At 69.5% G+C, this 13931-nt stretch carries 12 protein-coding genes; 6 read left to right on the top strand and 6 right to left on the bottom strand.

The window, feature by feature from the left end; all coding sequences use genetic code 11:
- The first annotated feature begins 188 nt into the window (after positions 1 to 188).
- The 6 genes from AC3ETA_RS11590 to AC3ETA_RS11565 all read left to right on the top strand — a co-directional run bounded on the left by AC3ETA_RS11590 (position 189) and on the right by AC3ETA_RS11565 (position 8015).
- Positions 189 to 1580: a TrkH family potassium uptake protein gene (locus tag AC3ETA_RS11590; RefSeq protein ID WP_432192758.1), complete on the top strand. Its 1392-nt coding sequence runs from the start codon at positions 189 to 191 to the stop codon at positions 1578 to 1580.
- Positions 1573 to 2295: a potassium channel family protein gene (locus AC3ETA_RS11585; protein ID WP_432192757.1), complete on the top strand. Its 723-nt coding sequence runs from the start codon at positions 1573 to 1575 to the stop codon at positions 2293 to 2295. Before AC3ETA_RS11590 ends, AC3ETA_RS11585 begins: the two co-directional genes overlap by 8 nt.
- Positions 2296 to 2678: 383 nt before the next feature.
- Entirely contained in the window at positions 2679 to 3407 is a 729-nt protein-coding gene (locus AC3ETA_RS11580; RefSeq protein ID WP_432192756.1) for an AfsR/SARP family transcriptional regulator, read from the top strand.
- Between the two features lie 134 nt (positions 3408 to 3541).
- The gene (locus AC3ETA_RS11575; protein ID WP_432192755.1) at positions 3542 to 6433 is read left to right on the top strand and encodes a beta-ketoacyl [acyl carrier protein] synthase domain-containing protein; all 2892 of its coding nucleotides are present in this window, start codon (positions 3542 to 3544) and stop codon (positions 6431 to 6433) included.
- On the top strand, positions 6430 to 7608 hold the full coding sequence (gene redW, locus AC3ETA_RS11570) for an L-prolyl-[peptidyl-carrier protein] dehydrogenase (protein WP_432192754.1): 1179 nt from the start codon (positions 6430 to 6432) through the stop codon (positions 7606 to 7608). Before AC3ETA_RS11575 ends, redW begins: the two co-directional genes overlap by 4 nt.
- Before the next feature lie 56 nt (positions 7609 to 7664).
- Positions 7665 to 8015, top strand: coding sequence for a RedY protein (locus AC3ETA_RS11565; protein WP_432192753.1), 351 nt, complete (start codon positions 7665 to 7667; stop codon positions 8013 to 8015).
- Positions 8016 to 8069: 54 nt separating this feature from the next.
- Here AC3ETA_RS11565 and AC3ETA_RS11560 read toward each other — a convergent pair whose 3' ends face one another.
- From AC3ETA_RS11560 to AC3ETA_RS11535, 6 genes are all read right to left on the bottom strand, one after another.
- Positions 8070 to 8732, bottom strand: coding sequence for a response regulator transcription factor (locus AC3ETA_RS11560; RefSeq protein ID WP_432192752.1), 663 nt, complete (start codon positions 8730 to 8732; stop codon positions 8070 to 8072).
- Positions 8733 to 9240: 508 nt separating this feature from the next.
- Complete coding sequence (locus AC3ETA_RS11555) at positions 9241 to 10497, bottom strand: nitroreductase family protein (protein ID WP_432192751.1); 1257 nt, start codon at positions 10495 to 10497, stop codon at positions 9241 to 9243.
- A gap of 13 nt (positions 10498 to 10510) precedes the next feature.
- A complete protein-coding gene (locus AC3ETA_RS11550) occupies positions 10511 to 11296 on the bottom strand; it encodes a 4'-phosphopantetheinyl transferase family protein (protein ID WP_432192750.1) in 786 nt (261 codons plus the stop codon).
- Between the two features lies 1 nt (position 11297).
- Positions 11298 to 12188: a DUF6206 family protein gene (locus tag AC3ETA_RS11545; protein WP_432192749.1), complete on the bottom strand. Its 891-nt coding sequence runs from the start codon at positions 12186 to 12188 to the stop codon at positions 11298 to 11300.
- A gap of 13 nt (positions 12189 to 12201) precedes the next feature.
- Positions 12202 to 12645 carry a DUF6041 domain-containing protein gene (locus AC3ETA_RS11540; protein WP_432192748.1) on the bottom strand — a complete coding sequence of 148 codons (444 nt, stop codon included), beginning with the start codon at positions 12643 to 12645 and terminating at the stop codon, positions 12202 to 12204.
- Positions 12646 to 12721: 76 nt separating this feature from the next.
- On the bottom strand, positions 12722 to 13930 hold the full coding sequence (locus tag AC3ETA_RS11535) for a beta-ketoacyl-[acyl-carrier-protein] synthase family protein (protein ID WP_432192747.1): 1209 nt from the start codon (positions 13928 to 13930) through the stop codon (positions 12722 to 12724).
- Position 13931: the final 1 nt, after the last annotated feature.

Raw genomic sequence — 13931 nt, 5'->3', positions numbered from 1 at the left:
TGGGTGCGGCCGTGGCGGCGCGGACCGGCCGCTTCGGCTGCGTGAGCAGGCGCCGCCCTGCCCATCGGGTTCGGCCCGACGTTCGGTTCGTGGTCCGACGAGGTAGGGTGACGGCCGCCAGGCCCTTGCTGGACTCCGGGCGAAATCCATGCAGAACATCGACGGTGTCCGATGTCGGAAGGCAGCCGGTGACAGGACGCTCCACAGGGCAGCGCCGGACTGCCGGGGCCCGCAGGTCACTGTTCGCCGCACACCCCTCCCGCACGGTCGTTCTCGCCTTTGCCGCCGTCACCCTGCTGGGCACGGCACTGCTCGCGCTGCCGGTCGCGGCCCAGGACCGTGCGGCCACCGACTTCGTGACCGCCCTGTTCACCTCGACGTCGGCCGTGTGCGTGACGGGTCTCGTCGTCGTGGACACCAGCGCCTACTGGAGCGGCTTCGGTGAGGGCGTGATCCTCGCGCTGATCCAGGTCGGCGGCTTCGGCATCATGACCATGGCCTCCCTGCTCGCCATGCTGGTCTCGGGGAGACTGCGGCTGCGCATGCAGTTGACCGCTCAGGCGGAGACGAAGAGTCTCGACATCGGTGATGTGCGGCGAGTGCTGCTCGGGGTGGCGGGAACGACCCTCATCGTGGAGTTGGCGGTCGGTGCGGTCCTGGCGCTGCGCATGCGGTTCGGCTACGACCGCTCGATCGGTGACGCGGCGTACTTCGGCTACTTCCACGCCGTGTCGGCCTTCAACAACGCCGGTTTCGGACTTCAGGCAGACAGCCTTGTCGGCCATGCCGAGGACCCGTGGGTCATGTTGCCCGTCGCCGTGGCCGTGATCCTCGGCGGCCTGGGCTTTCCGGTTCTGCTGGAGTTGCTACGGCATCGTGAGCGCCGCCGCACCACCGGTCGCCGCACCTGGACGTTGCACACCAAGCTGACCCTGATCACCACAGCGGCCCTGCTCGTGGCGGGCACCGTGCTGACCTGCCTGCTGGAATGGACCAATGCCGGCACCCTGGGCCCCCTCGACTGGCCGCAGAAGTTCCTGGCCGGCTTCTTCCACTCCACGATGACCCGCACCGCCGGTTTCAACTCCGTGGACATCGGGGCGATGCACGCGTCCACACTGTTGATGTCCTGCATGCTCATGTTCGTCGGCGGTGGCAGTGCGGGCACGGCCGGCGGCATCAAGGTCGGTACGTTCGCGGTGCTGGCCGTCGCGATCATCGCGGAGGTGCGCGGTGAGCCCAACTCCGCGGTGCTCGGCCGCCGTCTCGCTCCGCATGTGCTGCGCCAGGCGTTGACGGTCGCGCTGCTCGGCGTCGGGGTGGTCGTGACCGCCACACTGGCGCTGCTGAGCCTCACCTCGTTTCCCCTCGACAGTGTCTTGTTCGAGGTGGTCTCGGCCTTCGCGACCGTCGGCCTGTCCACCGGCATCACCGCCGACTTCCCGGCCGCCGGACAACTCGTCCTGACCTTGCTGATGTTCATCGGGCGACTGGGCCCGGTCACTCTGGTCTCGGCGCTGGCCCTGCGTGAGCGCGCCCGCCGCTACGAACTGCCCGAGGAGCGACCCGTCATTGGCTAGTCACCTGCACAACCTGCGTCTGCGCCGCAGCAAGCGCCCGTCCGAACAACACGTGCAGCAGGTCGGTGACCAGCGGGTCGCGGTCATCGGCCTGGGCCGCTTCGGCAGTTCGCTGGCGGGCGAGCTCATGCGGCGCGGCTGGGATGTCCTCGGCATCGACACCGACGCCCGTCTGGTCCAGAAGCACAGTGACGGCCTGACCCACTCGGCGGTCGCCGACTGCACCGATCCCGAGGTGCTGCGCCAGCTCGGCGTCCACGAGTTCACCAGCGCGGTGGTCGGCATCGGCACCGACATAGAGGCCAGCATCCTTGTCGCCTCCAACCTGTTGGAGGCCGAGGTTCCCAACATCTGGGCCAAGGCCATCAGCCGCCAGCACGGCCAGATCCTCGAACGTCTCGGCGTCCACCACGTCGTGCTGCCCGAGCACGAGATGGGCGAGCGCGTCGCTCACCTGGTCACCGGCCGGATGCTGGACTTCATCGAGTTCGACGACGACTACGCCCTGGTGAAGACCGTCGCACCGGACATCGCCACCGGTGTCCCACTCGGCGAGAGCCAGGTCCGCAGCAGGTACGGCATCACGGTCGTGGGCATCAAACGCCCGGGCGAGGACTTCACGTACGCCACCGCCGAGACCGTCGTCCAGAAGGGCGATGTCATCGTCGTCACGGGCAAGACGCGCGCGGTGGAGGCGTTCGCCGCAATGAGCTGAGCCGGGGCCTCGTCACACTCGGGCGGCTCCCGGAGTCGCCGCCGTGGATGCGCCTCAACGAATGGTGGAGGCGGCGGCGTGTCGCGGATCAGCCTCTTGTTTAGTGCGGAAATACATCAATGGATGGATGACAGGAGTCAGGATGGCTGAAAAACTCAAGCCAGCGTTGAGCGGACCAATCAATCCTGTCGCCGTTGAACGGCAGTGCTCTGACGGAAGGTGAGTCACTGGTCCTTTCGAATGGTGCGTTCCTGTCGACTTGCAGGGCCGATTCCAATGTGCGTCAGACTCGGGGGAACGACTTGCAAATCAATATATTGGGCCCGGTTTCCGTTGTCGCAGATGGGCAGATACGCGCCATTCGAGCCAACAAGGTGCGGGCCATGCTCGCCACGCTTGCGCTGGCGGCGGGGCGAGCGGTGTCCAACGAGGACCTCGTTGACGAACTGTGGTCCGGGCACGCCATCGGCAATTCCCGAAACGCGTTGCAGGCGACCGGAACCCGGCTGCGCAGGGCGATCGAGCCCGCCTTGAGCCGGCGCGGTGGTTCCGTGCTGCGCGGCGTGAACAACGGCTATCTCCTGGAGGTGCCGGCGGAGTGCGTGGACGGCAACAGGTTCCTCGATCTGGCTTCCCAGGGAGCCGTGCACCTGCCGATGAGGCCCGAGCGCTCGCTGGAGGTCCTGCAGTCGGCTCTCGATCTCTGGCGCGGTCCTGCCCTCCTCGACGCGGGCGACGGCCTGCGGGTGCGGGGCGCGGCGGCCCTCTTCGACGAACGCCGACTGACCGCCTGTGAGGACATGGTGGGCGCCCTGCTGTCGGTCGGCGACGAGGCACGCGCGATCGCGGAACTCCGCCAGCTCGTCGCCCTCCACCCTCTGCGGGAACGATTTTGCGAACTGCTCATGGTCGCTCTCTACCGCACGGGCCGTCAGGGGGAGGCACTTGATCTCTTCCGGTGGACCAGGGGGCGACTGGACGAGGAACTGGGGATCCAGCCCGGAGCGCCGCTGCAGCGCCTGCATGCCGAGATCCTGGCCCAGGATCCCGTCCTGAGGCTGCCGGCCGCGGTCCTGCCGAGCCAGGGCGAACCCGCGGCGGTGAGCAGGTAGCGGACGGCTCGGATCACGGGGAACGGGTGCGCCTGATGGTTGCGTCGCCCCCTGTTCTCCCTTTTCCCGCCTTCGGTCCTTGCGCAACTTCTCCCGGGTGACGGGCCGGAACAACATGTAGGAGAGGTCGCATCATGCCGTCCGATTCGGTATTGCGCCGCGACGAGTGCGTGTCTCTGCAGGAGCCTGTGGCGATCGTGGGCATTGCGGCCCTTTATCCCCGCGCCGCGGGATTGGACCGGTACTGGGAATTGCTGAACCGGGAATGCTCGCGCGGTGTCGCGGGGCCCACCCCCGGCCCCGGTTCACTGGACGACCTGCAGATCGACATTGCTCGATTCGGGATTCCGCCGGCGCAGGCGGGGGCCATGACGCGGATGCAGATTCTCATGCTGGAAGCGGCACACCAGTGCCTGTCGGACGCCGGACATCCCGGACGCGCACTACCGGCGGACCGCACCGACGTCATCACCGGCACATGCTTCGGACTGGACCGCCAGCACGCCAACGCACTGCGGATCGAAGCCGGCCGCTACGCCCACGAGGTGGAACGGGCGGCGCTGGCCGAGGGCGTCGACGAGGCAGCGGCGCGGGCAGCCGCCCGGGAACTGCGGTCGCTGGTGACACGGCACGCGGGCGCCTCCCCGCATGATCGGGTGGGCGAGATGGCCAGTACGATCCCGGCCCGGATCGCCACCGCGTTCAGGTTCCACGGCCGAACGCTCGCGGTCGAGTCGGCGGACGCGACATCGTTCGTGGCCCTCGACCACGCGGTGCGCAACCTCCGCCGCGGGGTGTCCGACGCGGTCCTCGTGGTCGCGGGACAGCGGTGGGAGAGCCCCCTCGTCACCAAGGCGCTGCAGGCCAAAGGACTCATGGGCCCGATGAGCCGGGGCAGCACCGGGCACGAGTCCGGCGGGGTCGGCGAAGGCGTCGGTGCCCTGTTGCTCAAGCGGCTCTCCTCCGCCGTCCGGGACGGCGACCGGACCTACGCCGTGATCCTCGACTCCTCCGTGCGCCATGACTCCCGTCCGGGCGCTTTCCGCTCCTCACGGTCCGCCGAGGTGCGCCGCTCGCTTGCACAGGCGTCCCTGCGCGCTGCCGAGGTGGACCCCGGGTCGGTGACGTACGTGGAATGCGTGGGCTCGGCCGTCACCGCTGAGGCCGAGGCGGAACTGGAGGCGTTGGCAGGGCTTCACGAGGGTGCCGCTCCGGCGTCCGTGGCCGTGGGCAGTGTGCGGGAGCGGCTGGGGAACACCTTCGCCAACGCCGGTGTCGCCGCCGTCAGCAAGGTCGCTCTCGCCCTGTACCACCGGCGGATTCCTCCTCAGCGCGTGCTGGGCGGTGCCGCTGAGAGCGACTTTCCCGGCGGCACCCCGCTGCGCATCGCGTCGCGGGGTGAGGAGTGGCGCGCGAGCGCTGATGCCACTCCGCGCCGAGCGGCGGTGCTCGGAGCCTCGTTCACCGGGACCGTCTGCCATCTCCTCGTCCAGGAGCACGCGGACGACGGGGCGGGCCCCGTCGACGAGCCGGCGGGGCCGAGCGGACGCCCCACGTCGTCCACGCCGGGCCGGGGCCGGGCAGCCGCGGGCAGGACCGCGGCCATGCCGGCCTCGGTGCCGGGCCCGGAACCGATCGCGGTGGTGGGTGTCGCCGGCCGCTTCGCGGGCGCGGCCGATGCCGAGAGTTTCTGGCAGGTCGTCAGCTCAGGGGAGACCCGCATCGGCCCGGTCCCGCAGTCCGTGCTCGACCGGGATCTGTACCACGCGCCAGGAGCACTCAGCCTCACCCACAGCTACACCGACCAGGGCGGTCATGTGCCGGTGCCGGAGGATCCCCCGGGCGATGTGCGGATCATCCCGTTGCGCCACGCGGCCATGGACGACACCCAGCGCCTTGCGCTCGCCGTGGCTGCCGAGTTGTTCCGGGGACGGGCCGCGCAAGGGGGACGGCTCACGGGCAGCGGACTCGTCGCGATCGGCACCAATCTGGGCCTGACGCGCGAGCGCCGTACCCATGCGGAGATGTCTCTGCGGTCCTGGGACGAGACGGTCGGACGACTCGCCGGCTTGGACAGCCTGTCGTCACTGCAGAAGAAGGCCCTGCTGGCAGCGGTGCGCGAGGGGATGCCGCAAACGCCGGAGAACGCGATGTCACCGGCTTTCCTCGACGGCTGCCTGGCGAGCGGCGTGGCGGCACTGCTGGCCAACGAGTACCGGCTCGACGCCGTGCCCCTCGGCGTCGAGGCCGCGTGCGCTTCCTCCCTGGCCGCGCTCGACATCTGCGTCGGTGCGCTTCGGCAGCGGACCGCGGACTTCGCCGTGACGGGTGGTGTCGAACTGGCCTGCAACACCCGGGACATGGTGCTCTGTTCGGCGCTCGGATTGTTGTCGCACGGCACAAACGCCCCCTTCGACCAGGCAGCCGACGGTTTCAGTCCGGGTGACGGGTGTGGCCTCTTCCTGCTCAAGCGATACAGCGACGCGTGCCGCGACGGTGATGAAACCGTCGGCCTCATCCGCGGGATCGGTGCGTCCAACGACGCCAGGTCCCTGATCGCCCCGGACGTGGAGGGGCAACTGCTGGCCATGCGACGAGCCTTCGCGGAAGTCGACTTCGGGCCGTCCGCGGTCGACTACCTGGAGGCGCACGGCACCGGGACCAAGGTCGGAGACCGTGTCGAGATCGCGGCCGCGGCACGGATGTACGGCAGCGAGCAGCGTTCCCGGCCTCTTGAGATCGGGTCGGCCAAGTCGTTCTTCGGCCACACGTTCGCGGCCGCAGGCAGTGCCGGGCTGCTGCGCACGCTGCTCGCCATGCGGGCAGGGACGATGCCCCCGAACGCCAACCTGCGGACGCTGAATCCGGCCCTCGACCTCGACGCCATCCCGGCCGTCGTCCCGACCGCGCCTTCGCCGTGGAACCGCCGGCCCGGGCACCCCAGGCGCGCGGCCGTGAGCTCGTTCGGCACGGGAGGCATCAACTACCACGTACTCGTCGAAGAGCACCTGGACGGAGCGCGATGAACTTCGAATTCGATGCGGACACCGAGGAGATGCGTGCCGTGGTCGTCGCGTTCGCCCGGCGCGAGCTCGTCGGCCACAGGGATACGGCGCGCGCCGTGTTCGACCCCGCCGACTTCCGCAGGCGCTGGCGGCTTGCCGGTGCACAGGGGCTGGTGGGTGGCGCGGTCCCCGTGGAATACGGCGGCAGTGGTCTGGACGCGGTCACCTCGTCGGTTGTCATGGAAGCCCTGGGCTACGGCACCGAGGACACGGGTTTCGCCTTCTCCGTCGCCGCCCATCTGTTCGCCTCAGTGATGCCGATCGTCGAGTTCGGGACGGAGGAACAGAAGAGGCAGTGGCTCCCCGCGCTCTGCTCGGGGGAGCGGATCGCCGCGCACGGCATCACCGAACCGGAGGCCGGATCCGACGCGCTGAACCTGCGGACCCGCGCGGAGCGCAAGGGGGACGAGTACGTGCTCCAGGGCAGCAAGTGCTTCACGACGAACGCACCCGTCGCCGACGCCTTCGTCGTGCAGGCGGCGACCGAGCCGGGCGGGGGCTTCTTCGGACTCACGGCGTTCATCGTCGAGGCCGGCACCCCGGGGCTCAGCGTCGGTCCGGTCTACGACAAGGTCGGACTGCGCGGATCGCCCACCGCCGATGTCCACTTCGACGGATGCGTCGTCCCGGCCCGCCAGATGCTCGGCGCCGAGGGCTCGGGGGCCAGTGTGTTCTCCGCGTCCATGAAGTGGGAGCGCGTGTGCCTGTTCGCGATATACCTGGGCGCCATGCGTCGCATCCTGGAGTCCACGGTCGAATACGCCCAGGAGCGAGAACAGTTCGGTTCCCCCATCAGCGCTTTCCAGGCGGTCAGCCACCGGATCGTCGACATGACGCTGCGTCTGGAGTCCGCCCGGCTCCTGCTGTACCGGGCCGCCTGGCAACTGGCGCGGGGCAGCCAGGACGAGATCGCACCGGCGCTCGCGAAACTCGCGGTCAGCGAGGCCGCCGTACAACTGGGCCTGGATGCCCTCCAGGTGCGTGGCGGCCTGGGGATGGTCGAGGGAGAGGCCGAGATCTTCCTCCGTGACGCCCTGCCCTCACGGGTCTTCTCGGGCACCAGCGAGATCCAGAAGAACAACATCGCACGCGCGTTGGGTCTGGGGAACAACCGCCGCCCGCGCCGCCGCCGTTGAGGTTCTCGCACTCCCTCGACGGTGTCCCAACCGCCCGATCCGGCCGGAGGTCCACCTTGACGATCATCATTCACCGCATACGACTGCACGACGGCGTCGAAGCCGACCGCTTCGAGAAGTGGGTGCGGGAGGTCGACTACGCGACCTGCCCCGAGCTCCCCAGTGTCCTCGCCTTCGGTGTTCAGCGGGTGGCGGCCGCGTCACCCGGACCGTCGGTCGGTGCCGGGCCGGCCGGCACCGACGGGCCGCTTCACTACTTCGAGATCATCGAGGTGACCAGCCGCGAGGAGTTCGAGCAGGACATGGAAAGCTCACAGTTTCAGCGGCTCGTCGCGGACTTCGGCCAACTGGCGGAAGTCGTGGAGGAAGTGACGGGAGAGCGGATCGGCGACGGGTACCGGGCGTAGAGGTTTCAGACGGTACGGTTGAAACGCATACTGAACCCTTTTCAGTTTGTGGTCTCAGGTGGCTGATTTTCGTCCGATGGCGGAGATGAGCCCCGACTCGTAGGCGACGGCTACGGCCTGGGCGCGCGTGCCCACTCCGAGTTTCCTCAGTAAATGATGAACATGGGTCCGTACCGTCGCGGTGGAAACAGACAATTTCTCCGCTATCTCGGCATTGGACTTCCCTTGGGCGAGCAGCACAATGACTTCGGATTCCCGTGGTGTCAGGGTGGTCACCAGGCTCGTGGCCGGCGCCGAGGAGGTCTCGTCCGGTGGGTGGTGGAGGAGGCTGGGCCTGGCCTCTTCGGGCATGACGATGGCCCCGCCGGCACTGACCGTCCGCAGTACATGGACCAGTTCGTCGGCCGAGGTGCCCGGAGTCAGGACCGCCTGGACGCCGACGCGCAAGGCCTCGATGGAGCGCGGCGCGTTCTCCGCCTTCGCGATGAGGACCACCTTCGTACCGGTGCACAGAGCCGCGAGCTCCCGTTTGTGCTCGACGGTCAGCGCAGGTGAGACGATCACGAGGACGTCAGGCTCCTCTTCCGCGGCGGCCGCCGCGGATTCGGCGCCGGTCGTGTTGCCGACCACGGTGATGTCGGGTTGCTGGTCGAGCAGTGCCCGTATCCCGGCGCCCAGGATTGCGTCCTCGCAGCAAATGAGTACGCGAATGATCACCGACTGCCTCCCATGAGATGGGACCGCGCGGGTGCAAGGGTGGTTCACCCGTCATGGCCAGGGGTGTGACGTTGGCCTGAGAAGCCCTCATCGGGCGATGGATGGGTGGACCGTCCGGGTGGATCGGCAGGCGGATTTCGGTCGTGATCGCTTGTGGTGGTGCAAAGTCTGTGCCTCCCCCGAGAGTGCGCCGAAGCGCGCTTCCGACACTCATTGCTGCCCAGGGCGACTGATTGTGACGGCCGCTTTTCGCCCGAGTAATATTTCACATAAGCGGCGCATTGAGGCTAGCACGTAATCCGGCAGCGGCACGGGGCTTGGGAAGACGCTGCTCATCCACAGGCCACTTGCCGGGCACCGGTGAATGGCCGGTCGGACCTGTGTGGATAGGGGGACGGCTCGGTGATGTCTCTGCCTGTGGAGGACAGCAGGGAGCCATCACGCTTTGTGTGACTCCAGGTTCATGCCCCGTTGCCCGAAATGTTGAGTGCCGGGAATGCGGAGAGGCTCAAACGAGTCGCAGCGCGCGGGACGCCGCGAGCCGGCGAGAAGGCGGGAACGCCGTGGCCGCACGTCCCAGTCTGCTCACGAAGAACGCCCGCCCGGGCAGGCCGAGCCGTTGCTCCAACTCGGCCCGGACATCGTCGTGCTGGAGGATGACGCTCACGGGGTGCAGGACCAGTCCGGCGCGGGTCGCACCGAGCCAGTAGTCGGCCAGGACGGCGCCGCCGCGGACGACGGACTCGGCGCCGGGTGCCTCGTCGTCGAAACTCAGGGCGACGGCGGCAGGAGAGCACCGCACCACGGCGGCGAGTCGACGGGCCAGGAGCCGGTGGTAGCCCACGTGCCGCAGGATCCGCATGGTCGCGGGCGCCAGGGCGATCCGCATGCCGAGCCGGCGCGGCGGCGACATCGGTCCGAAGAGCTGACCGAGAGTGAAGCCGTCACCGCTGCTCTCGGCGTCGGCGTCGTCGCGGCGTATGAACGAGTGCGTCTCCCGCCAGGCGGCACGGTGGCTGAAGTCGCGCCCGCCGTGCCGGGAGACCAGGTCGGCGACCGCGGCGCGCTCGGCGTCGGCCACCACATGGCGGACGGTGACCTGCGAGTCGCGCCCCGGTTCCGCCCGGAACAAGGACAGCCCCGATCCTGACGTCGGCAGTTTCGCGAGCACGGCGGGGTCGATCCCGTCGGGACGGTAGGGCCCCCGGTTGGTGTGCCGGGCGCGAACGGTGTCGCGCAGCTCGGCGAGGTCGTTCCCGGGGGTGCGCGTGTGGGACAGGCGGACGACGCACAGCGGCACCCAGGCACGCGGCCACCGGCCACCGAAGATCCCTTCGGGGGCGGCGTCCTTCAGCCCGTGGGCTGCTGAGGCCGGGCCGACGAAGCGGACCCTGTCCGCCCGCCAGCCCTGGGCGGCCAGCGCCCGCAACAGGATCTCTCCATACGCACCGCAGCTGACCAGCATCTCGACCCCGTGCGAGGGGAGCGCCGTGAGCTGTCGTGCGCGGTCCAGGGCGAGGACCAGGTATTCGGCTTCGTCCTGTGCGGCGGCCTCGTGATCGGCCCTGGTCCGCTCGGCAGTCTCCGCGAGCAGTGCCGCCGCGGTGTGCCGAGCGGCCGCGCCGATCGTCCACCCCACGCCCCAGGGCTGACAGTTGTGCGAGGACGGACTGCGGGCGGCGATCTCGGCCGCCACCCGGAGCGCGCCCCGGAACGCCTCTCCCCGGTTCGCGGGAGCGGACTGGAACGGGAATGTCGATGTCACTGCCGCCGAGCTCCTATCGCCACACCAACGCCACACAGTAGCCGTCGACTTCGCGTGCCCAACTGTCGAACCGCCTCCCGTCGCCCTGGGACACATGACGCCTGAGGCCCGGCCCGGCACGCCACGAGAAGCGGCCGTCGGGACGCCAGCCGGTCAACTCGACCTCCTGCGGATCGACGCGCAGGCCGAAACCGAAGTGCTTCAGCACCGCCTCCTTGCACGCCCAGCGCAGGGACAGCGGCATGGCCGCCACGCCGACGGACTCCGTGTCCGTCGCCCCCGGCGTGGGAGCGAGCAGCTGCGCCAGCATCGGGGGCATACGCCGGGTGCGCTCGACGTCGATGCCGACGGCGCGCGGTCCGCACGCGGCGACGGCGAAGTCCGCCGAGTGGGACAGCCCGACCTCGACCGGGAAGTCGACCCACGGCCTGCCGGCCCGCAGGCCGTCCGCGACGGTGCTGATGTGGACGTCGCGGGTGCCGGTCCGCGCGTCGAAGTGCCGCCGCTGGTAGGCGCACACCCCGTGCTTGAGCGCCAGGCGTCCCGCCAGCCATTCCAGGCGCCGCTTGGGCACGGGCAGTTGCCGCACTCGCACCGACTCGGCGTCGCTGAGATGCCGGTACTCCAGAGCCGTCCGAGCTCGGTCGCCGATCGCACGCAGCCACGCGATCGACACCACGGACAGTGTCAGGGGCCCGCGCACGTGACGGACGTACAGGGGCCGCGCCGGATCGAGAGTCAGGCAGTCGTCGAGTCCGGTCACCGTGACGGAGGCCGACGGTGTGGTCGCCGTGCTCATGTCAGCGGTCCACGGGCGGCGGCAGCAGGAACGGGTAGGAGCGGCGCAGGACCTTCAGGTGCCAGAAACGGTCGGCCTTGCGCAGCCGCTGGACCAGCTCCCACATCCGCGCGTCGTCGCGGTAGTAGGCGGCGACCTCCTCGGCCGTGATGGGCTCGGCCAGGCGGCCGTTGGCCTGGTCCAGAAAGGCCGGGATCAGCGCGTCGAGCCGCTCCTTGTGGAGATTGCCGAGGAAGTCCAGCAGTACACCGCGCGTCCCGTAGAACTTGTCGAAGATCGACTTGGTCAGCGACAGCCGGACCGCGTCGCGCAGCACCCACGGCAGCGAGGTGAAGAAGAGCCGGACGTCGAGCTTCTCCCGGCCCCTGTGGTCCCGCATGAGAGGGGAGGTCACGTCGAGATACGTCAACTCGCCGCCGATGTCCATCCAGTTGGACGCCTGGGCGTCCAGCCCGAGTGAGGGGGACACGGTTCGGTCCACCTGGTCGAGGAAGCGGGAGAAGAAGTCCTTGGCCCATGTCTCGTCCTCGGTGTGCAGGAGCCGGGAGCACAGCCGCCGCTCCGGCAGCTCGCGTTGCACGCAGTACGCCACGATCCGCCCCGCCGGTCGATGGGCGTGCCACAACTGGGTGCCGGCGACGTTCAGACCGCTGTCGGTGAGGCGTCGCAGGTACTCGTCGAGGCCACGCCGGTAGTTCTCGAAGCGCCCGCGGTCGGGGAAGACCGGCAGCCGCTTGCAGGCATAGGCGCCTTGGGCGGTCCGCAGCCGCAGCACCAGGGTGACCTCACCATGGCCCAGGATGTCCAGGGAGCTGTCGTCGGCGGTGCGCAGCGCGGCCTGGACCTGCTTCTCCAGGTGACCGAGCTCGTCGTGGGGAACGGTGAAGGACATGGGCATCGGGCCTTTACGTCTCTGTGTCCGCCCCGGCTTCGGCGCGGTCGTGGGAGGAGCCGGCCGGTGCACGGCGGTGCACCATGATCAGGTGGACGGCGGCGGCGAAGAACGCGGCGTCGAGCAGCAGGATCTGGGGCACACTGCTGACCAGGACGATCACGAAGAGGACCAGCATCAGCAGCTGCCCGTAGAGCGCCGCGAGCACCAGTTCCCGGTTCCTGATCAACACCAGGCCGCTCACGACCATCGCGGCCGCGACGAAGACGGTGACGCCCGTCGGGCTCTTGGCGAGCCAGTCGGTGAAGTCTCCGATCACGGCGACGTCGTGGTTGGCGTCGGCGGCGTCTTTGAGGCGCTGCTCCACCGACTCGATCTCCGGGAAGAACTTGCCGACGCCGGCGATGATGTAGAGGACGCCGACGACACGCTGCAGAATCAGGGTTCGTTTGGTCACCTGTCGGATTCTTCCGATGTCGTGGCCGACTGGCCGGGGTTGTTTCCGGACAAGATCCGTCGCCGTGCCCGGTCGCTCACGCGGCCGTGACGACCAGGACGGCGTTCTGGCCGCCGAAGCCGAACGAGTTGCTCACCGCCACCTCCACGCCCTGCCTGCGCGCAGACCCGGCGACCACGTCCAACTCGATTCCCGGATCCAGCCGTTGGAGGTTGGCCGTCGGCGGAACTGTCCCGCGCTCGACGCTGAGCACGGTCAGTGCGGCCTCGATCGCACCGGCCGCCCCCAGCGTGTGACCGATCACGCCCTTGGCCGACGTCACGGCGGCGCCCTCGCCCAGGACCTTGCGCAGTGCCCGTGCCTCGGCCGCGTCATTGAGCGGCGTGGACGTGCCGTGGGCGTTGACGTGATCCACCTCGTCGGGCATGACGTCCGCCGCGGCCAGCGCCGTGCGCAGGGCCTGGATGACGCCGGCGCCCTCGGGGTCCGGGGCGGTCATGTGGTGGGCGTCCGCCGACGCCCCGTATCCGGCCAGCTTCGCGCGGACACGCGCTCCACGGGCCCGTGCGTCCGCCTCGCGCTGAAGGACCAGCATGCCGCTGCCCTCACCGATGACGAACCCGTCGCGGTCCGCGTCGAACGGCCGGGAGGCGGCCGAGGGTTCGTCGAGCCGCCCCGACAGGGCCCCCATCTGGGCGAAGCCGGTCACCATGAGGGGAGTCACGCCGGCTTCGCCGCCACCCGCGATCACGACGTCGCAGCTGCCGTCGCGCAGCAGCTGCAGCGCGACGCCGATCGCGGTGGCCCCGGACGCGCAGGCCGTCGCCGTGACGAGGTTGGGACCCGTGGCGCGCAGGTCCATGGCCAGGTGACCGGCGACCATGTTGGGCACCAGCATCGGGATCAACAGTGCGGACACCGCCTGAGGCCCCTGCTCCAGCATGCGCCGGTGCTGGGTCTCCCACGTCGCCACACCGCCCAGACCGCAGCCCACGACGACTCCGACGCGCGCGCCGTTCCATGTCCTCGGGTCCAGGCCGGAGTCGGCGACGGCCTCACGCGCCGCGGCGATGGAGAGCTGGATGAATCGGTCGTGCGTCAGAGAACTGCGCCGCCCCACGTGCTCGCGAGGGGAGAAGCCCGGGACCGTGCAGGAGATGTCCACGGAGAGTCCGGCAAGCAGCGGGTTGCGGGCGGCGGCCGACCTGCCCGCGCACACCCCCTGCCAGGTGGCGTCGGCACCGATGCCGGCGGCGGTGACCAGACCGATCCCGGTGACGGCGATC

This window comes from Streptomyces sp. bgisy027 (genome assembly GCF_057710365.1).
This window is presented reverse-complemented; position numbering and strand designations above follow the sequence as displayed.